The organism is Lentzea sp. NPDC054927, from assembly GCF_053610285.1.
The window spans coordinates 72,164-98,718 of sequence record NZ_JBSGXZ010000037.1; the positions used below are offsets into that span (position 1 = coordinate 72,164).

A 26,555-nucleotide genomic window follows, 5' to 3' on the forward strand; every position below is an offset into this window, starting at 1 on the left:
ACCCTGAATCGGGCATGAGAGCCGGTCAGACGCGTATCGGGCGCTCAGAAACCATGTGCAGCAGTGCGGGGTTCGTGCGCTCGGCGAAGCTGATCCCGCGCGGCAACATGACAGATTCGTAGGCTTGCGCACCCTTTCGGACACCGTGTTCGGCGATCGCGAGCGCCAGTTCGGCCGCGTCCTGCATGGCCAGGTTCGCTCCGACGCCCAGCGGAGGCATCAGATGGGCCGCGTCACCGAGCAGCGTGATGCCTGGCGTGTGGTCCCAGATGTGGGGCACCGGCAGCGCGTAGAGGGGCCGGTAGGTCAGCTCGCCGGCGAAGAACGCCCTGAGGTCCGGGTGCCAGTCCGCGTAGAGGTCCAGCAGCTCGGCGTTGGAGGGCCTCCAATCCTCACGCGCGCGCAGGCACGCGTACGCGCGGATGTGATCGCCGCTGTTGCGCTGCGCCCACAGCATCAGGCCCTCGTGGTCCGCGAGCATCGTGCCCTGGCCGGTGAGGTCGAGCAGTCGTTCGTCATCGTCGTGGCGGGTCTCGATGAACATCACGCCGGTGTACTGCGGGATCGCGTCGGTCAAGGCCTGGCGCACGCGTGACCAGGCGCCGTCCGCACCGATGACCAGGTCGAACGTGGCAGTGGAGCCGTCGGGGAACGTGATCTCGCCCGGTGCGGCGGAGTCGATGCCGAGGCCCCAGCTGACGGTTCCCGGCGCCAGTGAGTCGAGCAGGAGCCTGCGCAGCTGGCCGCGGTCGATCTCCGGGCGGAAGTCGCCCTCCGCCGGTTCGTGCTCGATCAACGCGGCCGTGGCGTGGTCGACCTTGCGCTGCTCCTGGCCCTCGAAGCGGGCGAGCGCGCGCCACTCGTCGAACAGGCCGGCGGCGCGGATCGCCTCCTGGCCGCTGTCGGCGTGCAGATCGATGGTGCCGCCCTGCTGGCGGGCTTCCGGCGAGCTCTCCTGTTCGAAGACGGTGACGTTGTCGAAGCCGTGCAGCTGGAGAACGCGGGCGCAGGTGAGGCCGCCGATGCCGGCCCCTGCGATGGCGATGCGTGGTGTGGTCATGCCGTCGATGAAAGCGTATCCACTACAAAAGTGCAATCGCTACACTTTTGTACTCAGTTAACTTTCAGGTAGGATCCGGCGGTGACCGAACTCGGCCGCCGTGAGCGCAAGAAGCTGCAGACCCGCCAGTCGATCGCCGACGCGGCGCTGGAGCTGTTCATGGCGCGCGGGTTCGACGACGTGGGCGTGAAGGAGATCGCCGACCGCGCGGACGTGTCGGTGACGACGCTGTTCAAGCACTTCCCGAGCAAGGAGGCGCTGCTCTTCGACGAGGACGAGGAGCAGGAGTCCGCGCTGCTCGGCGCGGTGCGCGACCGTCCGGCCGGCAAGTCGATCCCGCGGGCGTTGCGGGACCACTTCGTCGGGGCGGCCAAAGGGCACGCCGACCACCCGTTGTTCGTCGACTTCCAACGGCTGGTGCGGACGACACCGGCGTTGCGTGCGTACGGGCACGGGATGTGGATGCGCCATCAGGACGCGTTGGCGCGCGTCATCGCGGCGGAAATCGGTGCGCCGGAAGATGACGCCAGGTGCGCCGCGCTGGCCCGGTTCGCCCTGGAGGCGCGGGACCTGATCTTCGATCGGCCGGACCGTGAACGGGCCGCCGACGAGGTGTTCGGACTACTCGAGCACGGCTGGTCGGCCGATCAGCAGTCCTGACCGATAGGCGAGCGACACCGCGTGCGTTCGGTCGCGCGCGCTGAGCTTGCGCAGGATGCCCTTCACGTGGGTCCGCACGGTCTCCACGGACACGATGAGCTCGTTCGCGACCTGCTGGTTCTCCAGGCCGTCCGCGATGAGCGTGAGCACCTCGTACTCGCGCCGGGTGAGCGTCGGACGTTCCTTCGTCGGGCGCAGGTCGGGATGCACGTAGCCGCGGGACCGGCACGTCTCGGCGATCACCCGGACGATCTGCTCCGGCTGGGCCGAACGCGGCACGACGCCGCGAACACCTGCTTCTAACACGCTCGTCACGTAGTTCGCGTGCGAGTGCGCGTCGCGGACGAGTCCGATGATCAGCAGATTCGGGTCGCGTTCGACCAGCAGCCGGGCCAGGTGGCCGACCGGATCGAGCACGGAGTCGATGAGGAGCACGTCGGGGCGCAGTCGTTCGTGCAGGCGAACGGCAGCGTGCAGATCACCCGTTGAACCGAGCCAGCGCAGGCCGCCGGTCCGCCTGATCAGGGCGGACAGGCCTTCGCGGTACAGCGGCACCGGGTCGATCAGCGCGACACCGGGGGCAGGCCGGTTGGGCGGGAGCATCAGCACCTCCGTTCGTGCTTCCGGAGGAGAGACGTCGTTCCCTCGGACGTGTGACGCGGAATAGTCGGTTCACGTGGATGAACAAGGGTCACGAATGTGATTCAAGACCGCCGAAGGTCTTCCGTCCCGGGGCAACAGTCTCGTAAGACCTACGTCACATATCCCGTGCGGATGTGCCAGGTTCCGCCGCCATGAGGCCTGGTGCTCTCGCGGGCACACGTGTGTGCACGCAAGGAGGTCACATGGGCACCCTCGATTGGATCGTGGTCGCCGGTTACTTCGTGGTGATGGTCGGCATCGGTCTCTGGTCCCGTGGGCGGATCAAGAACATCGCCGACTTCTTCACCGCGGGCGGCAAGATGCCGTGGTGGTTGTCAGGCATCTCGCACCACATGTCCGGGTACAGCGCTGTCATGTTCGTCGCGTTCGCGGCGGAGGCGTACCGGCTCGGCCTCACGGTCTACATCTGGTGGTCGCTGACGATCGGTATCGGTGTCGGCATCGGCGCGTTCCTCTGGGCACCTGCCTGGAACCGGCTGCGCGCCAAGCACGACGTGAAGTCGCCGCTCGAGTACCTGGCAATCCGCTACAACGTGCCGACCCAGCAGCTCATGGCATGGGCGGGCGCCAGCCTCAAGGTCGTCGACATCGCGGCCAAGTGGGTCGCCGTCGCGCTGCTGCTGCAGGGTTTCGCCGGAGTCCCGATCTTCTGGGGCATCGCGCTCGTCGGCGTCGTCACGATGGTCTACTCGGTGCTCGGCGGTCTGTGGGCCGACGCGCTGACGGACTTCGGCCAGTTCATCATCCAGGGCGCCGCCGGCCTCGCGATGTTCTTCGCGGTCGCGTCGCACTTCGGTGGCATCGACTTCATGTGGACGATCTGGGACAAGCTCCCTGCGAGCCACAGCGACCCGTTGACCGGCCCTTACACGCTGACGTTCTTCATGGCGCTCTTCCTGATCAAGACGCTCGAGTACAACGGCGGCATGTGGAACCTGGCCCAGCGCTACATGGCGGCCCCGTCGGGCTTCGCCGCGAAGCGTTCGGCCCTGCTGTCCGCCGGGCTGTGGCTCGTCTGGCCACTCATCCTGTTCTTCCCGATGTGGGCCGCGCCGCTGATCGTGCCGGGAATGGAGGCCAACGCCGAGCAGGCCTACGTCGAGATGGGCAAGGCCATGCTCCCCGCGGGCATGGTGGGCCTCGTCCTCGCCGGCTTCTTCTCGCACACGATGGCGATGGTCTCGTCCGACGCCAACGTCATCACCGCCGTCATCACCCGCGACATCCTTCCGCGCATCTGGAAGGGCGCCCGTGAGATGACCGCGGATGCTCAGTTGAAACTGGCGCGCATCACGACGTTCCTGTTCATCGGCCTGTCGATGACCATCGCGTTGACAGCAGACACCAAGGGCTTCGTGCTGAAGGTCGTGATTGCCCTGGTCGCGGCCACAATGGGCCCGATCGCGATTCCGCTGATGCTCGGCCTGCTCCCGTGGTTCCGGAAGTTCGGCCCGACGGCAGCGCTGTCGTCGACCATCGGTGGTCTCAGCACCTGGGCGTTCCTCTACGTCGAGCAGCAGTTCCTGAAGGACTTCGTCGTCTCGCAGGCCCTGATCGTCTCGACGCCGCTGCTGGTCTCCCTGGTCCTTTACCTGACGATCGGCTTCGCGAAGCCGGAAGCCTCGCCGGAGCGCGACGCGCTGATCGACTCGCTGAAGTCCGACGAGCCCGACGTGGCCGCCGTCAAGGCGTAACGGCGGCACGTTCCTTCTGCATGATCCTCGCGGCGGCGCACCCGAACAGGGTCGCCGCCGCGAGCCAGATGTAGGGCATCGGCGTACCGGTGTACGTCTGGCCGGCGGTGGCGAGAATGGCCGTGGCGCCCGCCACGAGCCCGGTCGTGTGCGTGACCGGGTAGGAGCTCTTCAGCACGGTGACGACGGCGACGGGCACGAGCAGGAAACCGTAGGCCAGGATGCGGGTGATGAGGTTGGCGTGGTCGGCCAGCTCGTACTTGAGCGCCGGCACCGCGAGCAACGTCAGGACCAGCCCGATGGCGAGCCCGACCGCCATCGGCTTCAACAGCACGCCAAGCCCTTGCCTCACATGCGTCATGCGCTTCAAGACGCGTGTGTGACCCGTTGGTTCCGTGGCGTGCGTCATCGTCACGAGACTCATGCTCGGTTACGCATGCACAGTGGACACATGGGTAAGTGGTGTCCTGCAGACGACGCGGAACTGGCCACGGGGTGGCGGCTCTGGCTGGAGCTGAGCGACCGCGTGTACCCGGACCCGTCGTGGGACGGCACCCCGGCCGACGCCATCCGCCAGGTCCGGGCACTGCTGGCCGTCTGCGAGGAGATCCGGGCTTCCTACCTCGACGAGAGCCCGCGGCCTTCCATGGCGCTGCTACAACTCCTGCAGTCGATGTCGTTCGTCGCGTCGTTCGCGGTCGACCTGTGGCATGACGACACACATCCGTTGGACGTAGAACGCGCCGAGTTGCTGCACGGCGACCTCGCGTCGTTCGCCGACCACGTGGCGGGTGTGCGCGCTGCTCTCGCTCGCGGAGGTGGGTGGGTGGAGCTGGACCGCCGGCCGTGGGGCCTGCCGGTCGACTAGACCGTTTTCCCCAGAGCCGTGGTCACGATGTCCACCAGTTCGCCCGGCGCGCTCGTCAAGCCCTGCGCTCCGCGCGCTGCCGCCTCCAGGCGAAGTCGGCGTGCTGAGGCGCCGGTGTAGAGGAAGAACGGCGTCAAGAGATCCCGCGACCGGACCTCGTTCAACAAGGTGAAACCCTCTTCCGGACCCTCAACTCTGCCCATGTCCGAGATGATCGCGCCGAACCGGCGTTCATCGAGCACGCTCAGGGCCTCCCGGGTCGATCTGGCGAGAGTGAACTCGATGCCGAACGACTCGAAAACCTTCCGTTCGCGCTGGTTGTTGCCGGGGTTGTCGTCAACCCAAAGGATGTGTCGCTTCCAGTTCTCCGCGGGGTCTTCGCCGAGAAGCCCGACCTTCGCGCGTCCGCGCAGAGTCCGGTCCGTGGCTTCAGAGGCGACCGTCTCCACATCGATGCCGGCCGGTTCGTCGGCTACCTGCGCCAGGGCGAGCGAGAGCGCCCCGGTGACGACCTTCTCGAGCTGCGAGGCGTTCATGTTCGAGACCAGCGTGCTCGGCTCAGGAGCTGTGTGAGCCCCGCTCTGGTGGTGGCTGACCAGTTCCGCGGCTCTGGACGCCACGACAGACAGCTTCCGCTCCCAGGCGTCCCCTTGAAGAATCGGCGGCAGATGCTTTTCCGGCAGCGACGAGTCGGCCAGGTACACGATGATCGGTGTGCCGGCACCCCAGAAAGCGCCCAGCTCCGCGCCGCACCAACTCGACTTCACTGACGCATGGGTGGCGATGAAAACGCACACCGAGCACGTCTGCACCGCCGCACGGAGCTGGTCACGGAGCGAGGCACTGCCGGTCTTGATCTCGGCCGGGCGCCAGTACGGCACGTTCAGCTGATCCAGCCACTCGGTGACGTTCTCGAACTCGGGCTTGTTGTCGAAGGAGTGGCTGATGAACGCCGTCACGGTGACCACCTCGCATCACGGAGATCTGGCCGAGGCCGAAGCGGCCACTCTACCGGTTGGGGCCAAAAGAAACTCTTGGCGTCGAAAAGAAGGCCCAGGCCGTGTGACCTGGGCCTTCGAGCGGTGCGGATACCGGTTCGACCTATACCTGCAGGTCGGCTTCGATGCGCTTGAGCTGGTGCCGGGCCATCGCGAGGTTCGCGACCTCCCTTTCCAGCACCAGGTACAGGAAAAGCGAGCCTCTGGATTTCATGCCGCTCATCAGCCGGATGAGGTGGTACTGGCGGTGCAACGTGATCAGGATGTCCTCGATGCTGTCGTTGAGCCCGAGTGACGACATCACCCGCAGCTTCGACCGGATCACCTCGGTGTTCCCGGCCGCGGCGATCTCCAGGTTCAGCCAGTCGCCTCCACCGCTGGTGCCGAGCGACATTCCGCTGTCGTAGTCGACCAACGCGACACCGACGGCGCCGGAGATGGACATGGCTTCTTTCAACGCGATATCGATGTTCATCAAAATCCACTTCCCTGTTTCGGCTGGTGGTTGAGGAGACGTGGCCGATTTCCGGTGTCTCGGTCGCATGCGGACACGTCTCCATGCAGAAGATATTGACGAGAACAATGAACCAAGCGTGGACATGTACTCACCGAATTGTGGTGTGTGCTACGCGGCCAGGATCGCGCCGACCCGCTCGATCACAGGCCGGGACTCGTGCAGGAGACGGCCGAGGTTGAGTCCTTTGTCCCCGAGTACGACCATCAGTGAAAGCCGGCCGATGGCGTACACGGCCATGTAGCCTTCGCTGCCGAACACCACGGTCTGGTTGAGCGTGCCCAGTCCGATCACCTCCGCAGCCTGGCGCGCGATTCCGAGTTCGGCGGCGGCCAGTGCGGAGATGTGTGAGGGTTCGACGTCCTTCGCCACGTCGGCGAGAATCGGAATCCCGTCGGACGCGGCCAGCACCGTGTCGGTGACTCCGGTGACGTTCTCCCGGAGTTTTTGCATCTCGGCGTTCAGGGCCTCGTAGTCCAATTCACTCCACTCCTGAATTGGAAAAGCCGAACCGCTCAGCACTAACATTCCACCTCCGAAGTCCTCAGGCGATTCCGGAATCCGGCGCTGCCCGGCCCGGGCGGCGCGTGGGCAGCGGACTCGCCTGGTCAGCCTCGTGATTGACGGTCTGCGGCGCTGCTGCCCGAGGACGCAGTGAAGTCAGTCCCCAATGCGTGCAACTGGACGAGGTTGCCGGTGGAGCGATCTCCAGCAGTCCGTCACCGAGCATTCGGGAGATTTCGACGGTGACCGGGTAGAGGCTTCGTCCCAGCGCGAAGGCCATGTCCCGCGCGGTGCGCCTTCCGGTGGCGTGCGCGATGATCTCCTGCTGTTCCTCGTTCAAGCCGGCCGTCTCCGTTCCGCCGACGGCCACCACCCGGTCCCGGTGAGGCGACAAGGAGAGCGGGAGCGCGGCGACCGCATCCAGTCGGCGGGCCGTTTCCGACAACAGCAAGTCCGGGGCGACGCCGTCGGACGCGGCCAGTAGAGGGTGATCGATGGATTCGTCGACGAGACATTCCTCGATCTCGCCGGCGGCCGTGGCGAACGCCCCGTCCAGCATGACGGCGGTGATGAGGTCCTGGACTTCGGTGGAACTGATCCCCCGAGATAGAAGTGCCGCTTGAAGTGACCGCGTCTCGACACTCTCCACCAGTGCCGCGGTCCAGTCGCTTTCCTCGATCCTGCCCGAACTCAGCAGAAGTGTCTCCAGTCCGGGAGAGCCGGGGCTGTCCACCGCGACCACCAAGCCGTCGCGCAAATGAAACAGTCCGCCCGCATTGCCGACAATGCGCAACGCGCCGGTGACTCGATCCACGTTGCACTGCGTCAGGGCGGACGCGAGAACGTCGAATACAGCTCGATTGTCGCGTCTCAGGAGTCACTCCGGGTGAATTCGGGCCTGCAGAGCGTATCTGGCGACCTTGTCATCCGATCAGGTACTCCACCCTCATCGAAAGAGCGATCGCAGGGGTTACTTCTTACCCGCAGGCGTCGACTTTCCAGGGCAAGCGTCACCTGATTGAGTGAAGCATTCCAGTTCGTGAAGCAAAGCCGACCGGCCGGTTTGGTGTCGACGCCTCATTGCGTCACAACAACAGAAGGAAGTTTCATTTGCGATACATGAATTGGCGCCCGGAAGCTGGCTATGGGTCGGTTGACGATACATATCGGACGCTGTAGCTTCCTCGGTGTGCCCATCCCGCTTCGTGAGCCCACGTTTCTCATCCTCACCGCGCTCACCACCGAACCGCTCCACGGCTACGGCATCGTCCAGGCCGTAACGGAACTTTCCGGCAACCGCGTCCGCCTCCAGGCGGGCACCTTGTACGGCGCACTCGACCGGCTCAAGGACGACGGCTGGATCGAACTCGACCGCGAAGACGTCGTCGACGGTCGCCTGCGCCGCTACTACAAGCTCACCGACACCGGCGCCGGCGTCCTCGCGGAGGAAACCGCCCGGCTGCGCGCCAACGCCGATGCCGCCACCGCCGGCCTCCGCGCCCGCGCCGCCCGCGGTGGCCTGAGCGGCTTCGGCCCCGCGGCCGGCCTGGCCTGACGCACCGACGCACCCGCTCACGCGAACCGACCCCGTACTTCTCGAAGGAGCACGTCTGTGACCGTCGCCGACCCGGCGTCCCACCGCCTCGAGCACGCCTACCGCAGGCTGCTCCGCTGGTACCCCGCCGCCTACCGCGCCGACCGCGAGCAGGAGATGCTCGGCACCCTCTGCGAAATGGCGCAACCAGGCCAGGTCCGGCCCACGGCACGGGAGCGAGCCAGCCTGCTGCGCGGCGCCGTCCGGGCCCACGTGCGCGGAGCGGGAGACGGCATCCGCACCGCGACCACCGCGGCGACCATCCCCGTCGCCGCCCTGGTCACCGGCTACCTCGTCGCCGTCTACGCGCTGCTCGCCTTCGACGGCACCGGCCTGACCGACGCCGTGCACATCGGGTCAGCGTGGAGCCACCTCGCGCTAGCGGCCACCACGACTCTGTGGATCGGCGCCGTGGTGTCGGTGCTGCGCGGCCGCGCTCGGTGGGCCAAGGGCCTTGCCGCCGCAGCGGCGATCGCGGCGCCGTTCCTGCCTGGCGTGGACGCGGGCATGGGCCCGGACGCGCACATGACCGTGGTCATCGGCGCTCTGCTCCTGCTACTCGCTCCCGCACCTGCTCTCCAACTCGACAAGCGCGAACGCCTGCATGCCGGGCTCGTCACCGCGCTCGCCGCCCCGGTCTCCGTGGTCTTCGCGGCCCTCACGGTGGCCACGTCGGTACCCGCCCACAGCAGGCACCCCTTCACGATGGACCTCGACGAGCAAGCGCTCCCCATCGGCATGGCCCTCGCCCTCTTCGTCGCCGCGGGCCTGGTCCTCCAGCGCACGGGAGCGCGCGGCCTGCTCACCACACTGGTGATCGCGAGCGCCACCATCTACCTGCTCGACCCGATCTACGACCTGCTGCCGCGGGGCTCCATGGTGGCCATGCCGGTCCTGTACGGCCCTTTCCCGGCCATCGCGCAGACGGCCATCGCGTTCACGGCGACAACCATGGCGCTCCGCCACGTGCGCCGCGTTCTCAACCGTCCGCAGGGCGCCACCGCCGCCTGACGGATGTGTTCGCAACATCAAAAACGAGGGCCCAGGTCGTGGTGACCTGGGCCCTCGAAGTGGAGCGGGTGACGGGAATCGAACCCGCCTCTACAGCTTGGGAACCCGTTGCGGCTAGTGGGTCAGGAGCCCTGACCTCCTTCTGGGCTGAGTCGCAAGTGGCTGTGACGGACCCCTGTTGACCAGGGTTAGTTGCACGTGGATTGCACGGCGGGTACCGCCCTCCCGTCGCCGGGAAAGGATGGGTGGCCGGAGGCCGGGCCCGGTCCGCTTGCCCAAGCGACACAGGGATGGGGACGTGAAGCCCATGCCGGACGGGCCGCCTTGATGAAGAGACAAACGCTGAACGCGGAAGTCGGACCAGCTCCTGCGGTGTCTCGGCTGATGCTTGACACCGTTGGCCACCGGCACACCATGGAGGCGTGACAGCTTGGTTAGCCAGCGTGATCGCTGTGGCAGGCACTCTCCTCGGGTCGATCATCACTTTCGTGTTTCAGCGTTCTCACGCGGAGCGGGCCGAACGATTCGCCCGCGATGAGCGGCTGCGCCAGGAGCGGATAGCGTCCTACAGCGCATTCGCCGGGGCGATCACCGAACTGCGACGAGGAGTAATCAGCCTCTGGTTCGTGCGACTTCGCAAGGACGACCCCGCAGATCCGGATCTTCTCGCGGCTCACGCAGAGTCGGATCGTTTGGGGGCCGCCGCCGCTCATGCCCGGTTCCGGGTTCAGCTCATGGCCGACGACGCTGATCTTGTGGCACTTGCGGAAGCCGCATTCGGGCCAATCGCCGCCATACGAGCCTCGGCTGATCGTGCTGAGCTGGTGGAACACGAGGATCTGTCCGAGGAGAGAATCAGAGCGTTCATCATCGCTGCTGGCGCTCAGGTTCGCTGAGCCGTGCAGGTAGTCACGAGTCCAACAGGTGAAGGCCCAGATCCGGGGTGGACCTAGGCCTTCGAAGTGGAGCGGGTGATGGGGCTGCGCAGAGGAGTGGGCGGTTTTACCGATGCCACTTCCGGAACGACTTGATTACATCACCGTTGCGGATCTGCCCTGCACTCTCGTTCCACGAATCCGCCAGCTGGGCGGCCAGGAATTCTGTTCTTGGTGGGTAGCTGGGTCTGGAGAGCCTGGCCCACGTGGCGGCGGCTGCTGTGCCTTGCTCGGTGTTGATGACTGACACAGTGCGCTCGATCCGGCGCTTTTCCCGACCGCTCAGCCCGTAGGAGGCCCAGACGCCGATGATGATGGTGTCTTTCGCCGTGAACCACACCAGATGCGTCAACGGGCCGCTCTTCCAATCGCGCAGACCTATCTCCCTGAGGCGGTGGCGAGGGATGGAGCCGTTGGGATGGCGCACCCTGTCAATCTCCTTCGACAGTTGGTGCAGTGACTCCTCGTGCAGTGGCGAGAGCAGTTCCACGAGGAACTCCCCTGGGTCGGGCAGGATCGCCGAAACCTCCGGGTCTATGGCGATGTTGTCCGAGTCGATGACCAGTGTCTCCTCGTGACGGCTGAATAGACCCACGGGGCCACTCCTCCTGACGTTGTCATCTGATCGTCTGGCCGACTTTGTGTGTGCATCGGCCCTTGCACGTCGGGCACCGCTGGGTCTTGCACTCGTATCGTCCGTATGGGCCGTCTGCTTTCTGCACGGTCTCGTACAGGTAGGTGGGCACGTCGCAGTGTGGGCATCTCGGTGTCATGGTGAATCAGAAATTCCGTTTCCGCGGTTCCCGGGTCGGCTGTGGGACGGCAAAATTCGTTGATCAGTCGTCCACGTCTGGTTCGGTCTGCCCTGCCTTCTTGGCGCAATCAGGGCACAGAGTCGCACTCCAGCTGCCAGTGTGCTGCGCGCCGCACGTAGTGCATTTGATGTTGTTCTTCGCCATTTTCGCTCCAGCTCGATCAGGGCCGCGGGCGGGTGGTTGGACCGTTTATGGCAACCGCTCATTTTGCTGCCGTGGCATCTCAACCTGAACTTCGCGGTGGCTCTTGAAATCGTTACGTGAGCAGGTAATTTTTCCTTGAACGCAAGTTGAGTTGCGCCGTTCGAGTGAACTTTTTTGCGGGTCTTGGGGGCCAATTGAATAGTTGTGGCGAAGGAATACTCGTCCGATCCCCAGAACCAGGCTGGAACCCGAGTCGGCGGAGTTGTCCACCATCTGGTGGTCCGGTCGGTCGCTGTCCGGTCTCGGTGGGCCTGATCTTTCGTCGCCGGCGTGGGATCGGCCAGCGCGACCGAGCGGCACGCAGGGGTGCCGCCCCGATGAAGAAGAAATGCCAGAAGTGCTGGGCACCGCCGCACGCGGACAGCGCAGTGGGGTCGTGGGCGAGACCAACGAGCGAAGACCCAGGTCCGGTGGACCTGGGCCTTCGGTGGAGCGGGTGACGGGAATCGAACCCGCCTCTACAGCTTGGGAAGCTGTCGTTCTACCAATGAACTACACCCGCGAAGCTAGTGCGTCGCCGATCATACACAAGGCTGAGCTAGCCTGTCCGCGTGCTGCTGAGTGACCAGGATCTGCGCAAAGAGGTCGAGTCCGGCCGTCTCCTTCTCGACCCGTTCGACGTCGAGATGGTTCAGCCGTCGAGCATCGACGTGCGGCTGGACCGGTTCTTCCGGGTCTTCAACAACACCCGCTACACCCACATCGATCCCGCTCTGCAGCAGGACGACCTGACGAGTCTCGTCGAGACGGCGGAGGACGAGCCGTTCGTGCTGCACCCCGGTGAGTTCGTGCTCGGCTCGACCTACGAGATGGTCACGCTGCCGGACGACCTGGCCGGGCGCCTCGAGGGCAAGTCCAGTCTCGGCAGGCTCGGGCTGCTGACCCACTCCACGGCCGGCTTCATCGACCCCGGCTTCTCCGGCCACATCACGCTGGAGCTGTCGAACGTCGCCAACCTGCCGATCACGTTGCACGCGGGCATGAAGATCGGGCAGCTGTGCCTGTTCAAGCTGTCGAGCCCGGCGGAGCACCCGTACGGCTCGAAGCAGGCGGGCAGCCGGTACCAGGGGCAGCGCGGACCGACGCCGAGCCGTGCCTACCTGAACTTCCACCGCACGGACACACGACGCTAGAACCCGTAGCGCTCCAGCACGCGGCGGCGCAGGTCCGGGTCTGACCGCGGCACGGGCTCCAGGAAGATCTCGTCCAGGTCGCTGAACGACGAACGCAGCTCCGCGGAGATCCGCACGCACGCGTTCTCCAGTTCGAACGCCGTCAGCTCGTCCCTGAAGTCGAGTCGTGCGCACAGCAGCACGCGGTCGGTGCCGATGAGCATCGTCAGCACGTCCACGACGGCGTCGACCTCGGGTACCTCGCCGAGCTGGCGCCAGATCGCTTTCACCATGACCGGGTCCGCCTGCCGTCCGATCAACAGGCCGCGGTTGGTGCGCGCCAGCACGTAGGCGACCAACGCCAGCAGCACGCCGATCGCGAGTGAGGCCAGGCCGTCCCACAGCGACGAGCCGGTCAGCTGGTGCAGGCCCAGGCCGGCGAACGCCAGCAGCAGACCGACCAGTGCGGCGGAGTCCTCCAGGAACACCGTCTTCACGGTCGGGTCGTCCGACACCCGCAGGAAGTCCCAGAACCCGCGGCTGTGTGCGGCGGCTTCGGAGCGGACCTGCCGGAACGCCTGGGTCCACGAGATCGACTCCAGCGCGAAGGCCAGGCCGAGCACGAGGTAGCCGACCCAGGGCCGGGTCTGCTCCTCGGGTTCGCCGAAGACCGTGCGGAAGCCCTCGTAGAACGCGAACATCGCGCCAGAGGCGAAGATCGAGACGGCCGCCAGCAGGGACCAGAAGTAGCGCTCCTTGCCGTAGCCGAACGGGTGGCGGCGGTCGGCGGGGCGGTCCGAGCGGCGCAGTGCGGTCAGCAGGAGCGCTTCGGTGAACGTGTCGGCCACCGAGTGCGCGGCTTCGGAGAGGATTGCCGCCGAACCGGTCAAAACGCCCGCAATGGCTTTCATGACCGCGATCGCCAGATTCACCAGCAGGGCCAGGACGACGGTGAGAGTGCTTTCGCCCGAGGCCTGCGGCTTCTCGCTCATGACGATCAGCCTAGGCCGCAGCCGAACACCGGGCGCGCCAGCGAGCCGTTAGGCCGTTCGAGTGACATTCCGGCGGTAAGGCAACATCCACAACCCCTGGGGTGTCTTAAGGCTGGGATCTGCTCCGGGGGGACGCTGATCACCAGGGGGTAAGTCGAACGGCCCGCGTCCGGGAGAGACGCGGGCCGTTCTGCATGTCGGCGCAACTACCATCATGTGATGGGCAACCGTGGTGCGGACGACACCGATGCCGAGGTCGAGTCGTGGAGGGCCATGGTTCCGGCGATCGATCCGGTGGTCGAAGGAGTGGTCGACCGGGTCCACCAGATCAGCAAGTACCTCGACTTCCTCGCCACGGAGATCGCCGCGCCGCACGGGCTGAACCGCGCGGACTACGAGATCCTCGCGCGGCTCTTCTGGATCGGGCCGCCGCACCGGCTCACGCCCAAGCAGCTCGCGAACGGCACGCTGAGCCCGGCCACCACGATCACGAGCCGCCTCGACCGGTTGGAGAAGGCGGGTCTCGTGGTCCGCGAACTCGACCCGAGCGACCGCCGCTCGTTGCCCGCCACGCTCACCGACGCCGGCCGCGAGATCTTCCTGCAGATCGTCGCCGGCCAGGCCGAACGGGAGCGGGACCTCTTCACCGCGCTGCCGGGTGGCGACCTGGAAAACCTGCGTGACCTGCTGCGTCAGGTCATGGAGGTGCTGAGCGGCGAGCTGGGTCCCGCGCACCGGCGGACGAGGCTCGCGCTCGACAAGGACTAATTGCTACGAACTCGTACTATCCGATATCGTGCTAACTGGCGCGAGAGGGAGGGGTGCGACATGGGTGGCTATCCGCTGTCGGAGTGACCGGTATCACGCAACGCTGACCCCCGGCGTTCCGATGTCCTATGTGGAGCAATCGAACGCTGGGGGATCAGTGAAGAAGGTTTTCGCCGTCGCGATGACGGCTGCTCTCGTACTGCCCGTCGCGGCCACGTCGGCAGCGGCGCAGAACGAGAAGATCACCATCGAGGGCCTCTTCTTCCTCGACCGCAACGGTGACAACGCCTTCAACGAGGGCGAGAACGTCCGGGCCAACGGCACCGGCGTCAGGATCCGCGTCCAGGGCACCAACGAAGAGGTCGGCACCTTCCCGACCGGCCCGGACGGCAGGTTCAAGGCCGTCCTGCCGAAGGGGCCGACGTACATCGTCAACAACAACGACATGACCGACTACACGACCACCAAGATCGGGTACGGCACGTCGGAGTCCAAGTCGGACGCCAACTTCCCGTTGCGCGGCTACTTCCTCAACGGCTTCACCTTCGTCGACGCGAACGGTGACGGCGTGAAGCAGGACGACGAGAAGACGCACGGCGGCAAGGTCAAGGTCACCGGCAAGAGCCAGACCGGTGCCGACGTCAACGTCGAGACCGAGGCCAAGGCGGACGGCTCCTACCTGCTCGACCTCCCGCTGGCCGAACTGACGGTGGCCGCGCCGGACCTCACGCAGGGCGGCCTCGCGCTGGCCAAGCCGAAGGCCGACCACGACATCGACTGGCTGACCGGCACGCGCAAGCTGGTCCCGGACACCAACAGCCGTGCGCAGCGGGTCGACCTGCGCTACTTCGAGGCCAAGGCCGACATCGCGCTGGCCGCCGCAGTCGCGCCGACCAAGGACACCTATGTCCTCGGTGAGCAGATCGACGTCAAGCTGACGCTCTCGAACAAGGGCGACGTGCCGGTCGTGCCGTCCGTGGTCATGGCGGAGTTCGTCGCGAAGCTGGTGTCGCACAGCGACAACGTGAAGTTCGTCAACGGCAGCGACGACGACTTCGAAACCGTCGCCAAGATCCTGCCGGGCGAGAAGGCCGACGTCGTGCTCAAGGTCGAGCTGAACGACCTCACGTTCGACAAGGTGCAGCCGATCGTGCGCTTCAACTACGGCAACCTGAAGGACGTCGACCGCAAGAACAACGTCCTGGTGCCACCGATCGCGATCAAGGTCGTCGAGAAGGGCACCACGACCGAGCCGAGCGCGCCGTCGTCGACCAGCACCGCCGCGCCGACCACCACGACGAACCCGGCCGTGGCCCAGGCGGGCAACAAGTCCGGCCTCGCGTCGACCGGTGCGTCGGTGTTCGGCTTCCTGGGGCTGGGCGCGCTGCTGCTCGCGGCCGGTGTCGGTGCGTTCTTCGTGGCACGCCGCCGACGCTCCTGACCACTTAGGACCCGTCACGGTTAGTCTGCGGCATGGGCATCTTGGTGCAAGTGCTGCTGACTGCCGTGGCGGTGTGGGTGTCGACCGCCCTCCCCGGCATCGACCTGGGCGAGGGCACCACCGGTTCGAGAATCCTCACGCTGATCGGCGTCGCGGTGATCTTCGGCCTGGTGAACGCGGTCGTGAAGCCGCTGGTGAAGTTCTTCGGCTGCCTGTTCTACCTGGTCACGCTCGGCCTGATCGGGCTCGTGGTGAACGCGCTGCTGTTCATGTTCACCGGGTGGATCGCCGAGCAGCTGGACCTTCCGTTCCGCGTCGACGGTTTCTGGCCCGCGTTCTGGGGCGCGATCATCGTCGCCCTGACCGGCTGGGTGCTGAACGTGGTCTACGACAAGATCACCGACAAGGACTGACCCACCGAACGACAAATGCCCTCGGTCCACATCGGACCGAGGGCATTTCTCTTCACGAACTCATTCGAGGACATCCCGGCCAGGCCGGTCCGTACGACGCGGGTTTCGTGCAGGGGCGGTACGACGCGGCGGTCGGCCGCGTGGACGCGCCCCGCTTCATGAAGGTCGGTGAGGAGGTCGACGTCGAGGTCACCTACCGGAACAAGGGCAACCTGCCCGCACCGCTGCACGGCTACGCCACGCTGCCGGAGGGCCTGACCCCGTTGTCCGTGAGCCTGTCGAGCGTCTACCAGGCGGACACGCACATCGGTGAGTCCGTCACCTACACGGTGAAGGCACGGGTGGACAAGCCGATCAGGCGCGGCGAGATCGTCGCGACCGCCGAGACCCTCGGCGCGCCGGACGTCGACCTGGCGAACAACGCCAAGAAGGTCAGGGTCTGGGCGTTCTGACAAACGAAACGGCCTCGCTCCACCCAGGGTGGACCGAAGCCGTTTCGTGTCAATCCGTCAGGACGTCGGCGCCTTGTCCTCGTCCGGCAGCGGCGTACCGGTCGGAACCTCGTCGGTCGGCGTGTCCGGCTTCTCCGTGCCGCGCTTCACGGACTCCAGCAGCATCTGCGCCACGTCCACGACCTCGACGTGCGCCCCCGCCTGGCCGTCGGCCTGACGCGCCGTCACGCCGTCGGTGAGCATCACGCGGCAGAACGGGCAGCCGGTCGCGATCTTCGACGGCGCGGTGGACAGGGCCTCGTCCACGCGGTCGACGTTGATGCGCTTGCCGATCCGCTCCTCCATCCACATGCGCGCGCCACCGGCACCACAGCACATGGAACGTTCCTCGTGCCGCGGCATCTCGCGCAGCTTCGCGCCGGACGCCCCGATGAGCTCACGCGGTGCTTCGTAGACCTTGTTGTGGCGGCCCAGGTAGCACGGGTCGTGGTACGTGACGTCCTCGGTGACCGGCGCGACCGGCACCAGGCGACGTTCGCGCACCAGCTTGTTCAGCAGCTGCGTGTGGTGCACGACCTCATAGGTGCCACCGACCTGCGGGTACTCGTTGGCCAGCGTGTTGAAGCAGTGCGCACACGTCACGACGATCTTGCGCTGGCCGGCGGGCCGGTCCTCGAACACCGAGTTGAGCACCTCGACGTTCTGCTGCGCGAGCATCTGGAACAGGAACTCGTTGCCGGCGCGGCGGGCAGGGTCACCGGTGCAGGTCTCCTCCGGGCCGAGCACGGTGTACTTGACCCCGGCGGTGTGCAGCAGTTCGGCCACGGCGCGCGTGGTCTTCTTCGCACGGTCCTCGTACGCACCGGCGCAGCCGACCCAGAACAGGTACTCGGCGTCGCCCAGTTCGCCGTCGAACACCGGCACCTCGAACTCGAGGCCCTCGGTCCACGCCAGACGGTCCTTCGAGTTCTGGCCCCAGGGATTGCCCTTGTTCTCCAGGTTCTTGAACATGCCGCCGAGCTCGGACGGGAAGTTCGACTCGATCAGCACCTGGTAGCGGCGCATGTCGACGATGTGGTCGACGTGCTCGATGTCCACGGGGCACTGCTCGACGCACGCACCGCAGGTCGTGCAGGACCACAGCACCTCGGGGTCGATGACGCCCAACTCGTCGGGGCCGCCGACCAGCGGGCGCTCGGACTCGGCCATCGCCAGCACGTCGATGGACTCGAGGCGCTTCTTGTAGTCCTCGTACTTGTCCTCGGTCAGGCCGACCTCGTCGCCGGCCATGTCGCGCGAGCCACCGGCCAGCAGGTAGGGAGCCTTGGCATACATGTGGTCGCGCAGCTGCGTGATGACCAGCTTGGGGGACAACGGCTTGCCGGTGTTCCAGGCGGGGCACTGCGACTGGCAGCGGCCGCACTCGGTGCAGGTCGAGAAGTCGAGGACGCCCTTCCAGGTGAAGTCCTCGACCTTGCCGACGCCGAACACGTCCTTGTCCGGGTCGGCCTCTTCCAGGTCCAGCACCTTGCCGCCGGACATCATCGGCTTCAGCGCGCCGAGAGCGACGCCACCGTCGTCCTCGCGCTTGAAGTAGATGTTGAAGAACGCCGAGAACCGGTGCCAGGCAACACCCATCGTCAGGTTCCGGCCGACCACGATCAGCCAGATCATCCCGCTCAGCAGCTTGACCAGCGCCATCACCGACACCCAGATGGGCGCGGCTGGCAGGATCTGCGCGAGCGGCTGCGTCACGAACGACGTCCACAGCGGCGCGACCTCCAGGCCGCTCGACTGCTTGAACGCCTTGACCAGCAGGATGCCGACACCCTCGATGATCACGACCGCCTCGACGAAGTAGGCGGACTTGAAGTCGGAACCCTGGAAGCGGGAGACCCGGTCGGCGCGGCGCGGGTGGTTGCGCTGGCGGATGATCGCGAGCGCCACACCACCGACGACGGTGCCGAGGCCCAGCAGTTCGACCAGCAGCAGCCAGACCGACCACGTGCCGATGATCGGCCAGTGGAAGTGCGGGTCGAACACCTCGCCGTACGCCTCGAACAGCACCGCGGAGCCGATGAGGAAGCCCCACATCACCATCCAGTGCCACGGGGCGACCGAGCGGAACTTCGCCATTCTGGTGTGCGCGACGAACTCGACGATCATCGTCTTCATGCGCGGCACGAACGGGCCCATGCGGGTGCCGTCCGGCTGGCCGAGCCGAATGATCTTGATCTGCTTCAGCACGGCGGCGACGAACACGCCCCAGGCGACGACGCTCACCGCCACGGCGACGAGTCCGAGAACCAGCTGGAGGGTCATGGCGGGATTCTAGGCCACGTTACTCGCGGGTAACCACTTGGACGTGGCCGGTGTCTCCTCACGTACCGGTCAAGTATCCGGAAATTGATCAAAAACTTGTGGAACACTTGTTCAAGTAGTTGGTCGAGGGCCCGGAGGTTGCCGTGTTGTACCTGTATCTCGCTGCGGCGATCGTGGGAGAGATCGCCGCCACCGTGTCGTTGAAGCTGTCGGAGGGCTTCAGCAGACTGTGGCCATCCGTCGTGGTCGTCGTCGGTTACGCCATCGCCTTCACGGCGCTTTCGCGCGCGTTGAAGTTGGGTATGCCCGTGGGCGTCGCCTACGCCGTGTGGTCAGCTGTCGGCGTAGCAGCCGTTGCGATCATCGGCTGGAAGTTCCTCGGCGAGACCCTCAACCCCACGATGGTCATCGGGCTGGTCCTGATCATCGGAGGCGTGGTGACGCTCGAGCTCGGGAGGACGCACTGACCGCAGTCGTAGGCAGTCCGAAGATCGACGGCCGCAAGGCGCGTGGGGAGAAGAAGCGCCACGCGATCGTCGAGGCCACGCTGCGCGTGATCGAACGTGACGGCATCACCGGCGTGACGCATCGCAGTGTGGCCCGTGAAGCAGGCGTGCCGACGACGGCGCCGACCTACTACTTCGCGACGCTCGACGACCTGTTGATCGCCACGTTGCTGTGGGCGGCTGATGAGTCGTGCGAGGAGATGCTGCAGACGGTCGCGCGCGGTGGCAGTCCGCGTGAGATCGCGGCCATGCTGGCGAAGGCGGTCAACGAGAACCGCGCCCGCACGCTCGCGGAGTACGAGCTGTACCTGCTGGCGGGGCGGCGGCCGGAACTCAGACCCGCTGCACGCCGGTGGCTCGACCAGGCGATGGAGATCGTGCGACCGGCGGATCCGATCGCGTTCCGGGCGTTCCTCGCCGCCATCGACGGGCTGCTGATCCAGGGCCTGATCGCCGACGTTGCTCCGAACGAGGACGAGCTGGAGCCAATTGTGTCCTTCTTGATCCGCGGCCGCGACGATTCCACCGCCACGACGAGGGAACAATGAGGTCATGAAGTTCGCGCGAGAGGTGTCCGGCGTCAGCCACGGGGTGAGCCTGGGGCTGCTGGCAGCGCTTTACGTGCGCGACACCCTGGCCCTGTCCGTCGACGTCGAGCCGCACGTGCCCGGCCTGGAGCCGCCGCTGCCGGTGCAGGTGCCCGCGGGCGTCGACCGCGCCGCCGTGACCGCGGAGTGGCCGGGCTGGTGGGCCGACGCGCTGGACGCGTGCACGCGGGGCGCCGAACCTGTGACACCCGAAGACGCCGAGGCGTTGCTGACCCGGCCGGCCTGCCGGGCCGCCGTGCTCGCGATGAAGCCGGGCATCGAGCAGTTGCACCGGGTGCAGAGTCCCGCGGCGTTGCCGATAGGGGACGTCCTGCGCGGCATCGAGTCGCGGATCGGCCGGTGGGCGCAGAGCGTGGAGCTGCACATCGTCGAGGTGCCGGTCGACGGCCTGATGTGGGAACGGATCGCGCCCGCGTACGTGCTCGCCTCGACCCGGTTCCTGAACGACCCCGCGCGCACTGCTCCGGCCCTGCGCGCGGTCCTCGAAGACCTGGTCTGATCTTCCGTTCGAACCAGGTAGGGACAACCCCACCCCGCCTTCGGGGGCTGACTGCCGTGTAGCTGAGCGCCGCCACCTCTACTTTTGTGCTCATGATGAGGACGGCGCTGGTGGCGTTGCTTGCGGGGGCGGTGCTCACGGTGCTGACGGGCTGTGGCATTCGCATCATGAAGTACGAGTTCCAGGACGACCACGTCGTCGCGGAGAAGTTCACGTCGGTCAAGGTCCGCAGCGACCAGGACTCGGGGAACGTGACGATCCGGTACCAGCAGGGCCTGACCGAGACGAAGGTCCACCGCAGGGTCGAGCACAACAAGGACAACAAGCCCTCGGGTGTCGCGCACCGCATCGAGGGCAGCACGCTGGTGCTGGACGGCTGCGGCAACGACTGCGAGATCAACTACGAGGTCGTGGTCCCGTCAGCGGACATCACGGTGGTCGGTGACATCGGCTCGGGTGACGCGACCGTCGAGGGGCTGACCTCCGTCGACATCAGGACCGGCTCCGGCAGGGTCATCGCCCGCGACATCGCGGGGGACGTCAAGGTGAAGACCGGATCCGGTGATTTCGAGGGTGCCAGGATCGGTGGCGCCGTCACGGCCGACATGGGGTCCGGGCGGATCCAGCTGGACGCGATCAAGGGCAAGGCGCTGCTCGACACCGGTTCCGGGGACATCAACGGCACCTCGATGGCAAGCGAGGTGATCGCGAAGGCCGACTCCGGGCGAATCGAACTGATGTTGTCGGCGGCGAACTCCGTGCGGGCCGTCACCGGGTCCGGCGACATCACCGTCCGGGTGCCGGGTGGTCCGTTCAAGATCGCCGGTTCGTCGGGCAGCGGTGAGCGCGCGATCCACGTGCCGACCGATCCTGGTGCGTCGCTCGAGCTCAACCTCAACGCCGGCTCTGGGGACGTCCAGGTGTTCGCGGCTTAGGCCAGGGGGAATGTGTCGAGGGCCACTCCACAAGGGGTGGTCCTCTTCGCGTTGTGAGGGAACAACCAGACTTTCCCGGCCGTTAGGTCAGTCAGAAAGCTTGAGTCGGGTAGGCTCAAGGTTGGGCGAGATGGCAAACTTGAGCCAGCAACGCTCAACAAGTACTAGCGGAAGGAACTCCAATGGCGCGTGCAGTCGGCATCGACTTGGGGACGACCAACTCCGTCGTCGCCGTTCTCGAGGGCGGTGAGCCGACGGTCATCGCCAACTCGGAGGGCTCGAGGACGACCCCGTCCATCGTCGCGTTCGCCAAGAACGGCGAGGTCCTCGTGGGTCAGCCCGCGAAGAACCAGGCCGTCACCAACGTCGATCGCACCATTCGCTCGGTCAAGCGCCACATCGGCACGAACTGGCAGACCGACGAGATCGACGGCAAGAAGTACACCTCGCAGGAGATCAGCGCGCGCGTGCTGATGAAGCTCAAGCGCGACGCCGAGGCGTACCTGGGCGAGGAGATCACGGACGCCGTGATCACCGTCCCCGCCTACTTCGAGGACGCGCAGCGCCAGGCCACCAAGGAGGCCGGCCAGATCGCGGGCCTCAACGTGCTCCGCATCGTCAACGAGCCCACCTCGGCCGCTCTGGCCTACGGCCTCGACAAGGGCGAGAAGGAGCAGACCATCCTGGTCTTCGACCTCGGTGGCGGCACGTTCGACGTCTCGCTGCTCGAGCTCGGTGACGGCGTCGTCGAGGTCCGCGCGACCTCCGGTGACAACCACCTCGGTGGCGACGACTGGGACCAGCGCGTCGTCGACTGGCTGGTCGAGCGCTTCAAGTCGGCCAACGGCATCGACCTGACCAAGGACAAGATGGCCCTTCAGCGCATCCGCGAGGCTGCGGAGAAGGCCAAGATCGAGCTGTCGAGCTCCTCGCAGGCGTCGATCAACCTGCCGTACATCACCGTCGACGGTGACAAGAACCCGCTGTTCCTCGACGAGACGCTGTCTCGCGCCGAGTTCCAGCGCATCACGAACGACCTGCTCGAGCGCACCCGCGCGCCGTTCAACAACGTGATCAAGGACGCCGGCGTCTCCGTCGGCGACATCGACCACGTCGTGCTCGTCGGTGGCTCGACCCGCATGCCCGCCGTCGCGGAGCTCGTGAAGGAGCTGACCGGCGGCCGCGAGCCCAACAAGGGCGTGAACCCGGACGAGGTCGTCGCCGTCGGCGCCGCCCTGCAGGCCGGTGTCCTCAAGGGTGAGGTCAAGGACGTCCTGCTGCTCGACGTCACCCCGCTGTCCCTCGGCATCGAGACCAAGGGCGGCATCATGACCAAGCTGATCGAGCGCAACACCACGATCCCGACCAAGCGCTCCGAGACCTTCACGACGGCCGACGACAGCCAGCCGTCCGTGCAGATCCAGGTCTTCCAGGGCGAGCGCGAGATCGCGGCGCACAACAAGAAGCTCGGCATGTTCGAGCTGACCGGTCTGCCCCCGGCCCCGCGTGGCGTGCCGCAGATCGAGGTCACCTTCGACATCGACGCGAACGGCATCGTCCACGTGTCGGCGAAGGACCTCGGCACCGGCAAGGAGCAGTCGATGACGATCACCGGTGGCTCCGCGCTGCCGAAGGACGACATCGACCGCATGGTCAAGGACGCCGAGGCGCACGCCGAGGAGGACAAGCGCCGCCGCGAGGAGGCCGAGGTCCGCAACCAGGCCGAGACGCTGGTCTACCAGACGGAGAAGGTCGTCAAGGAGAACGACGACAAGCTCCCGGCCGAGATCAAGGACAAGGTCAACGCCGCGATCGCCGAGGCGAACGAGGCGCTCAAGGGCACCGACATCAACGCCATCAAGACGGCGGTCGAGAAGCTCGCGACCGAGTCCCAGGCGATCGGCCAGGCCATCTACGCCAACGCGCCAGGCGCGCCCGGCGCCGAGGCCCCTGGTGCTGACGCGCCGGGTGCCGCGGGTGCCGGTGCCGGTGCGAAGGACGGCCAGGACGACGTCGTCGACGCCGAGATCGTGGACGAGGACGAGAAGAAGTGACCGAGCCGAGGCATGCCGCCCCTGACGAGGAGCAGCCTCAGGTAGTCGTGAACGACCGGCGCCGGATCGACCCCGAAACGGGTGAGGTCCGGGCGCCGGCCCACGCTACCGAGGAAGGCACTGCTCCGGCTGTTGCTGATGAACCCCTGGTCGCCGAGGTCGTGGACGAGGTGGCCGCCGAGCTGAAGACCCAGCTCGACGAGCGCACCGCCGACCTCCAGCGGCTCTCTGCCGACTACGCGAACTACCGCAAGCGGGTGGAACGCGACCGCGAGGCAGTGATCAACAACGCGAAGGCGTCCGTGGCCGGCGAGCTGCTCTCGGTGCTGGACGACGTCGAACGGGCCGCCGCACACGGCGACCTGACCGGCGCGTTCAAGGCCGTGGCGGACAAGCTCGTGTCCACCCTGTCGAAGACCGGCCTGGAGCCGTTCGCGCACGAGGGCGAGGCGTTCGACCCGTCGGTGCACGAGGCCGTGCAGCACAACACGTCCCCGGACGTCGACGGACCGACGGTCACCGCCGTCCTGCGCCGCGGCTACCGGTTCGGCGACAAGCTCGTCCGCCCCGCGCTCGTCGCGGTGACGGACTACGAGCCTGCCGCCGCACCGCAGGCCGAAGAGATCTGACGAAAGGAGGAGACATCCGGTGAGTGCTAGGGACTGGATCGAGAAGGACTTCTACCGCGAGCTGGGTGTCTCCTCCGACGCGTCGGCGGACGAGATCAAGAAGTCGTACCGCAAGCTCGCTCGCGAGCTGCACCCCGACGCGAACCCCGGCGACGCCAAGGCCGAGGCCCGGTTCAAGTCGGTCTCCGAGGCCTACGGCGTGCTGTCGGACCCGGCCAAGCGCAAGCAGTACGACGAGGCGCGCCGCCTGTTCGCGGGCGGCGGTGGCTTCCCCGGTGGGTTCGGCGGCGGGGCCGGCGGCTTCGACGTCAACGACCTGTTCGGCCGCGCCGCGCAGAGCACCGGTGGCGGCGGGCTGGGCGACCTGCTCGGTGGCCTGTTCAACCGGCGTGGCGGCGGTACGGCCGGTTCGCCCACGCGCCCGCGCCGTGGCGAGGACGTCGAGACCGACGTCCGCATCGACTTCACCGAGGCGGTCAAGGGAGCGACGGTGCCGTTGCGCCTGTCGTCCCCCGCCGCCTGCACGACGTGTGGCGGCTCGGGCGCCAAGCCTGGCACCACGCCGCACGTCTGTGCGACCTGTTCGGGTTCCGGCCTCGTCACGCGGTCACAGGGCGCGTTCGCCTTCAGCGAGCCGTGCCGCGACTGCCGCGGCACCGGCCGGATCATCGACGACCCGTGCCCCGAGTGCGGTGGCGACGGCGTCAGCACCCGGACCCGCACGCTGACCGTGCGCATCCCGTCCGGCGTTGACGACGGCCAACGGATACGCCTTGCGGGACAAGGAGAACCGGGCCGCAACGGTGGACCTTCGGGCGACCTGTTCGTGCGCGTGCACGTCAACCCGCACAGCGTGTTCGGCCGCAAGGGCAACGACCTCACGCTCACGGCACCGATGACGTTCTCCGAGCTGGCGCTGGGAGCGACGTTGACCGTGCCGACGCTGGACGGCAAGGTGACCTTGAAGGTGCCTGCGGGAACCGCCTCCGGGCGAGTGCTGCGGGCTCGGGGCAAGGGGATCACGAAGCGGGACGGGACCGCGGGCGATCTCCTGATCACCCTGGAGGTCGCCGTGCCGAACAACCTGTCGTCCGAGGCCCGCAAGGCGCTCGAGGCGTATGCGGACGTCACCGGTGACCATGACCCGCGTGGAGATTTGAACGCGCTGCTTGAAGGGCGGTGAGTTCGGTGGGTTTTCCGTTCCCTCCCGGGACTGATGAGGACACGCCGTTCTTCGTGATCTCGGTGGCGGCTCAGCTGTCCGGGCTGCATGCCCAGACGCTGCGGTCCTACGACCGGATGGGGCTGGTTTCCCCTGGGCGGACTTCCGGCGGTGGGCGGCGGTACTCGATGCGGGACATCGTGCTGCTGCGCGAGGTTCAACGGCTCTCGCAGGACGAGGGCGTGAACCTGGCCGGGATCAAGCGGATCATCGACCTGGAGAACCAGGTGGATGCGTTGCGGGCTCAGGTTGCCGAGTTGACGGCGGAGTTGGCGAACGCGTTGGCGGCTGCGGATTCTGCTGCTGCGGCTGTGCATGCTTCTTATCGGCGGGATCTGGTGCCTGTTCGGCAGGAGACCGCGTTGGTGGTGTGGAAGCCGAAGCCTCGCAAGTGATTGAGCGTCTGTATGAGTTGTTCGCAGCGCCACGTCCGCGAGTGGTCGAGTTCTGCGATCACTGCGTGGAGCCTGCGGATGTTGTGCCTTTCACTGCCGTGGCGTTGCGGGAGTTGACTGCTGGGCAGGTTGAGAAGTACTGGTTGCGGTCGGGAACGATTGGTGATGAGGGCTTCAGGCGCTACCTGCTGCCGCGAGTGCTGGAGTTGATCGCAGTCGGTTCGCTTGATGCGGACTTTTTCTGGCTGCGGTTGGCGGTCGAGGCCCATGCGGAGGGCGACTCGCGGGAGCAGGCGGTCATCCAGGATTACTTCCTGGCGGTACCGCATGCGTTGGCGGCGCTTGTCGGGGACGTTGTGGGTAGCAAGGATGCTGACGGGGCGTTGGTCGCGTGGCTGCGCGGGGTGGAACCTCTTGCTGCGCTCGAGGAAGCTGCGCTGGGTGGGCCTGACCCTGACGGCAGGATTTCTGAAGCTCATACGGCGCTGGAAGTTTGGCGTTGATGCGGTGGTTGGGTTGGGTGCGTTGGTTCCGGTTTAGGGATTTCGGGGCTCCGCCCCGGACCCCGCCAATCTGATCAAGGACCTGCCCGCGCCACACGCGGGTTGATGGCACGCCTGTTGCGTTGGGCGGAGTTGCGTTGCGTGGGTGGTGCGGTTCGGGTGGGTGGTCCCGTCACGAGCCGGG

At 66.6% G+C, this 26,555-nt stretch carries 30 protein-coding genes and 1 tRNA gene; 20 read left to right on the forward strand and 11 right to left on the reverse strand.

Features of this window, described 5'->3' with window-relative positions:
• Positions 1–25: 25 nt before the first annotated feature.
• On the reverse strand, positions 26–1,060 hold the full coding sequence (locus ACWGE0_RS34910; RefSeq protein WP_452265152.1) for an FAD-dependent oxidoreductase: 1,035 nt from the start codon (positions 1,058–1,060) through the stop codon (positions 26–28).
• Between the two features lie 81 nt (positions 1,061–1,141).
• On the opposite strand from ACWGE0_RS34910, the gene ACWGE0_RS34915 reads away from it, so the two are divergent.
• Positions 1,142–1,720 (forward strand): TetR/AcrR family transcriptional regulator, encoded by a 579-nt coding sequence (locus tag ACWGE0_RS34915; RefSeq protein ID WP_452265153.1) that lies wholly within the window; start codon positions 1,142–1,144, stop codon positions 1,718–1,720.
• Here the strand turns inward: ACWGE0_RS34915 and ACWGE0_RS34920 are convergent.
• Positions 1,682–2,323, reverse strand: coding sequence for a response regulator transcription factor (locus ACWGE0_RS34920; RefSeq protein WP_452265154.1), 642 nt, complete (start codon positions 2,321–2,323; stop codon positions 1,682–1,684). The two genes, ACWGE0_RS34915 and ACWGE0_RS34920, sit on opposite strands and share 39 nt — an antisense overlap.
• Before the next feature lie 242 nt (positions 2,324–2,565).
• Here ACWGE0_RS34920 and ACWGE0_RS34925 point away from each other — a divergent pair, with 242 nt between their 5' ends.
• On the forward strand, positions 2,566–4,077 hold the full coding sequence (locus ACWGE0_RS34925) for a sodium:solute symporter family protein (RefSeq protein ID WP_452265155.1): 1,512 nt from the start codon (positions 2,566–2,568) through the stop codon (positions 4,075–4,077).
• Here ACWGE0_RS34925 and ACWGE0_RS34930 read toward each other — a convergent pair.
• Positions 4,067–4,411, reverse strand: coding sequence for a hypothetical protein (locus tag ACWGE0_RS34930; RefSeq protein WP_452265156.1), 345 nt, complete (start codon positions 4,409–4,411; stop codon positions 4,067–4,069). The two genes, ACWGE0_RS34925 and ACWGE0_RS34930, sit on opposite strands and share 11 nt — an antisense overlap.
• A gap of 117 nt (positions 4,412–4,528) precedes the next feature.
• On the opposite strand from ACWGE0_RS34930, the gene ACWGE0_RS34935 reads away from it, so the two are divergent.
• Entirely contained in the window at positions 4,529–4,945 is a 417-nt protein-coding gene (locus ACWGE0_RS34935) for a hypothetical protein (RefSeq protein WP_452265157.1), read from the forward strand.
• Here the strand turns inward: ACWGE0_RS34935 and ACWGE0_RS34940 are convergent.
• From ACWGE0_RS34940 to ACWGE0_RS34955, 4 genes are all read right to left on the reverse strand, one after another.
• On the reverse strand, positions 4,942–5,904 hold the full coding sequence (locus ACWGE0_RS34940; RefSeq protein ID WP_452265158.1) for a TIR domain-containing protein: 963 nt from the start codon (positions 5,902–5,904) through the stop codon (positions 4,942–4,944). The two genes, ACWGE0_RS34935 and ACWGE0_RS34940, sit on opposite strands and share 4 nt — an antisense overlap.
• Positions 5,905–6,046: 142 nt before the next feature.
• A complete protein-coding gene (locus ACWGE0_RS34945; protein ID WP_319964903.1) occupies positions 6,047–6,418 on the reverse strand; it encodes a hypothetical protein in 372 nt (123 codons plus the stop codon).
• 150 nt (positions 6,419–6,568) lie between these two features.
• Complete coding sequence (locus ACWGE0_RS34950; protein WP_452265159.1) at positions 6,569–6,937, reverse strand: roadblock/LC7 domain-containing protein; 369 nt, start codon at positions 6,935–6,937, stop codon at positions 6,569–6,571.
• A gap of 64 nt (positions 6,938–7,001) precedes the next feature.
• Positions 7,002–7,775 carry a hypothetical protein gene (locus ACWGE0_RS34955; RefSeq protein WP_452265160.1) on the reverse strand — a complete coding sequence of 258 codons (774 nt, stop codon included), beginning with the start codon at positions 7,773–7,775 and terminating at the stop codon, positions 7,002–7,004.
• Between the two features lie 375 nt (positions 7,776–8,150).
• On the opposite strand from ACWGE0_RS34955, the gene ACWGE0_RS34960 reads away from it, so the two are divergent.
• The 3 genes from ACWGE0_RS34960 (at position 8,151) to ACWGE0_RS34970 (ending at position 10,462) form a co-directional block, all read left to right on the forward strand.
• Positions 8,151–8,516: a PadR family transcriptional regulator gene (locus ACWGE0_RS34960; protein ID WP_452265161.1), complete on the forward strand. Its 366-nt coding sequence runs from the start codon at positions 8,151–8,153 to the stop codon at positions 8,514–8,516.
• Positions 8,517–8,573: 57 nt separating this feature from the next.
• Positions 8,574–9,566 carry a hypothetical protein gene (locus ACWGE0_RS34965; RefSeq protein ID WP_452265162.1) on the forward strand — a complete coding sequence of 331 codons (993 nt, stop codon included), beginning with the start codon at positions 8,574–8,576 and terminating at the stop codon, positions 9,564–9,566.
• Between the two features lie 422 nt (positions 9,567–9,988).
• The gene (locus tag ACWGE0_RS34970) at positions 9,989–10,462 is read left to right on the forward strand and encodes a hypothetical protein (protein WP_452265163.1); all 474 of its coding nucleotides are present in this window, start codon (positions 9,989–9,991) and stop codon (positions 10,460–10,462) included.
• A 106-nt stretch (positions 10,463–10,568) separates the two neighbouring features.
• Here the strand turns inward: ACWGE0_RS34970 and ACWGE0_RS34975 are convergent, their stop codons facing one another.
• Together ACWGE0_RS34975 and ACWGE0_RS34980 are read right to left on the reverse strand one after the other, a co-directional pair.
• Complete coding sequence (locus ACWGE0_RS34975) at positions 10,569–11,096, reverse strand: hypothetical protein (RefSeq protein ID WP_452265164.1); 528 nt, start codon at positions 11,094–11,096, stop codon at positions 10,569–10,571.
• 852 nt (positions 11,097–11,948) lie between these two features.
• Positions 11,949–12,022: transfer RNA gene (locus ACWGE0_RS34980), tRNA-Gly, on the reverse strand.
• A 49-nt stretch (positions 12,023–12,071) separates the two neighbouring features.
• Between ACWGE0_RS34980 and dcd the strand changes: the two genes are divergently transcribed.
• On the forward strand, positions 12,072–12,653 hold the full coding sequence (dcd, locus tag ACWGE0_RS34985) for a dCTP deaminase (RefSeq protein WP_319964909.1): 582 nt from the start codon (positions 12,072–12,074) through the stop codon (positions 12,651–12,653).
• On the opposite strand, the gene ACWGE0_RS34990 is transcribed toward dcd, so the two are convergent.
• Positions 12,650–13,624 (reverse strand): cation diffusion facilitator family transporter, encoded by a 975-nt coding sequence (locus ACWGE0_RS34990; RefSeq protein ID WP_452265165.1) that lies wholly within the window; start codon positions 13,622–13,624, stop codon positions 12,650–12,652. The two genes, dcd and ACWGE0_RS34990, sit on opposite strands and share 4 nt — an antisense overlap.
• 219 nt (positions 13,625–13,843) lie before the next feature.
• On the opposite strand from ACWGE0_RS34990, the gene ACWGE0_RS34995 reads away from it, so the two are divergent.
• The 4 genes from ACWGE0_RS34995 to ACWGE0_RS35010 all read left to right on the forward strand — a co-directional run bounded on the left by ACWGE0_RS34995 (position 13,844) and on the right by ACWGE0_RS35010 (position 16,698).
• Positions 13,844–14,392, forward strand: coding sequence for a MarR family winged helix-turn-helix transcriptional regulator (locus ACWGE0_RS34995; protein ID WP_452265166.1), 549 nt, complete (start codon positions 13,844–13,846; stop codon positions 14,390–14,392).
• Between the two features lie 157 nt (positions 14,393–14,549).
• Entirely contained in the window at positions 14,550–15,833 is a 1,284-nt protein-coding gene (locus ACWGE0_RS35000; protein WP_452265167.1) for a hypothetical protein, read from the forward strand.
• Between the two features lie 32 nt (positions 15,834–15,865).
• Positions 15,866–16,246, forward strand: coding sequence for a phage holin family protein (locus tag ACWGE0_RS35005; protein ID WP_452265168.1), 381 nt, complete (start codon positions 15,866–15,868; stop codon positions 16,244–16,246).
• A 140-nt stretch (positions 16,247–16,386) separates the two neighbouring features.
• Complete coding sequence (locus ACWGE0_RS35010; protein ID WP_452265169.1) at positions 16,387–16,698, forward strand: hypothetical protein; 312 nt, start codon at positions 16,387–16,389, stop codon at positions 16,696–16,698.
• 57 nt (positions 16,699–16,755) lie between these two features.
• Here ACWGE0_RS35010 and ACWGE0_RS35015 read toward each other — a convergent pair whose 3' ends face one another.
• Positions 16,756–19,020 (reverse strand): (Fe-S)-binding protein, encoded by a 2,265-nt coding sequence (locus ACWGE0_RS35015; RefSeq protein WP_452265170.1) that lies wholly within the window; start codon positions 19,018–19,020, stop codon positions 16,756–16,758.
• Positions 19,021–19,163: 143 nt separating this feature from the next.
• On the opposite strand from ACWGE0_RS35015, the gene ACWGE0_RS35020 reads away from it, so the two are divergent.
• From ACWGE0_RS35020 to ACWGE0_RS35060, 9 genes are all read left to right on the forward strand, one after another.
• A complete protein-coding gene (locus ACWGE0_RS35020; protein ID WP_319964915.1) occupies positions 19,164–19,487 on the forward strand; it encodes a DMT family transporter in 324 nt (107 codons plus the stop codon).
• On the forward strand, positions 19,484–20,074 hold the full coding sequence (locus ACWGE0_RS35025; protein ID WP_452265180.1) for a TetR/AcrR family transcriptional regulator: 591 nt from the start codon (positions 19,484–19,486) through the stop codon (positions 20,072–20,074). The genes ACWGE0_RS35020 and ACWGE0_RS35025 overlap by 4 nt, the downstream gene beginning before the upstream one ends.
• Positions 20,075–20,078: 4 nt before the next feature.
• Positions 20,079–20,633 (forward strand): hypothetical protein, encoded by a 555-nt coding sequence (locus ACWGE0_RS35030; RefSeq protein WP_452265171.1) that lies wholly within the window; start codon positions 20,079–20,081, stop codon positions 20,631–20,633.
• 92 nt (positions 20,634–20,725) lie between these two features.
• Complete coding sequence (locus tag ACWGE0_RS35035; protein ID WP_452265172.1) at positions 20,726–21,568, forward strand: DUF4097 family beta strand repeat-containing protein; 843 nt, start codon at positions 20,726–20,728, stop codon at positions 21,566–21,568.
• Positions 21,569–21,750: 182 nt separating this feature from the next.
• Positions 21,751–23,622: a molecular chaperone DnaK gene (dnaK, locus tag ACWGE0_RS35040; protein WP_452265173.1), complete on the forward strand. Its 1,872-nt coding sequence runs from the start codon at positions 21,751–21,753 to the stop codon at positions 23,620–23,622.
• On the forward strand, positions 23,619–24,251 hold the full coding sequence (gene grpE, locus ACWGE0_RS35045; RefSeq protein WP_452265174.1) for a nucleotide exchange factor GrpE: 633 nt from the start codon (positions 23,619–23,621) through the stop codon (positions 24,249–24,251). The genes dnaK and grpE overlap by 4 nt, the downstream gene beginning before the upstream one ends.
• Before the next feature lie 19 nt (positions 24,252–24,270).
• Positions 24,271–25,434 carry a molecular chaperone DnaJ gene (dnaJ, locus tag ACWGE0_RS35050; protein ID WP_452265175.1) on the forward strand — a complete coding sequence of 388 codons (1,164 nt, stop codon included), beginning with the start codon at positions 24,271–24,273 and terminating at the stop codon, positions 25,432–25,434.
• A gap of 5 nt (positions 25,435–25,439) precedes the next feature.
• Positions 25,440–25,868, forward strand: coding sequence for a heat shock protein transcriptional repressor HspR (locus ACWGE0_RS35055; protein ID WP_452265176.1), 429 nt, complete (start codon positions 25,440–25,442; stop codon positions 25,866–25,868).
• The gene (locus ACWGE0_RS35060; RefSeq protein WP_452265177.1) at positions 25,844–26,371 is read left to right on the forward strand and encodes a hypothetical protein; all 528 of its coding nucleotides are present in this window, start codon (positions 25,844–25,846) and stop codon (positions 26,369–26,371) included. The genes ACWGE0_RS35055 and ACWGE0_RS35060 overlap by 25 nt, the downstream gene beginning before the upstream one ends.
• The last annotated feature ends 184 nt before the right edge of the window (positions 26,372–26,555 follow it).

Excerpts from the sequence above, each read along its gene's own strand:
- ACWGE0_RS34935 (WP_452265157.1), top strand. The coding sequence starts at position 4,529 with ATGGGTAAGTGGTGTCCTGCAGACGACGCGGAACTGGCCACGGGGTGG.
- ACWGE0_RS35035 (WP_452265172.1), top strand. The coding sequence starts at position 20,726 with ATGATGAGGACGGCGCTGGTGGCGTTGCTTGCGGGGGCGGTGCTCACG.
- ACWGE0_RS35005 (WP_452265168.1), top strand. The coding sequence starts at position 15,866 with ATGGGCATCTTGGTGCAAGTGCTGCTGACTGCCGTGGCGGTGTGGGTG.
- ACWGE0_RS34920 (WP_452265154.1), bottom strand. The coding sequence starts at position 2,323 with ATGCTCCCGCCCAACCGGCCTGCCCCCGGTGTCGCGCTGATCGACCCG.
- ACWGE0_RS34910 (WP_452265152.1), bottom strand. The coding sequence starts at position 1,060 with ATGACCACACCACGCATCGCCATCGCAGGGGCCGGCATCGGCGGCCTC.
- ACWGE0_RS34995 (WP_452265166.1), top strand. The coding sequence starts at position 13,844 with ATGGGCAACCGTGGTGCGGACGACACCGATGCCGAGGTCGAGTCGTGG.
- ACWGE0_RS35015 (WP_452265170.1), bottom strand. The coding sequence starts at position 19,020 with ATGACCCTCCAGCTGGTTCTCGGACTCGTCGCCGTGGCGGTGAGCGTC.
- ACWGE0_RS34990 (WP_452265165.1), bottom strand. The coding sequence starts at position 13,624 with ATGAGCGAGAAGCCGCAGGCCTCGGGCGAAAGCACTCTCACCGTCGTC.
- ACWGE0_RS34945 (WP_319964903.1), bottom strand. The coding sequence starts at position 6,418 with ATGAACATCGATATCGCGTTGAAAGAAGCCATGTCCATCTCCGGCGCC.
- dnaK (WP_452265173.1), top strand. The coding sequence starts at position 21,751 with ATGGCGCGTGCAGTCGGCATCGACTTGGGGACGACCAACTCCGTCGTC.
- ACWGE0_RS35030 (WP_452265171.1), top strand. The coding sequence starts at position 20,079 with ATGAAGTTCGCGCGAGAGGTGTCCGGCGTCAGCCACGGGGTGAGCCTG.
- ACWGE0_RS34925 (WP_452265155.1), top strand. The coding sequence starts at position 2,566 with ATGGGCACCCTCGATTGGATCGTGGTCGCCGGTTACTTCGTGGTGATG.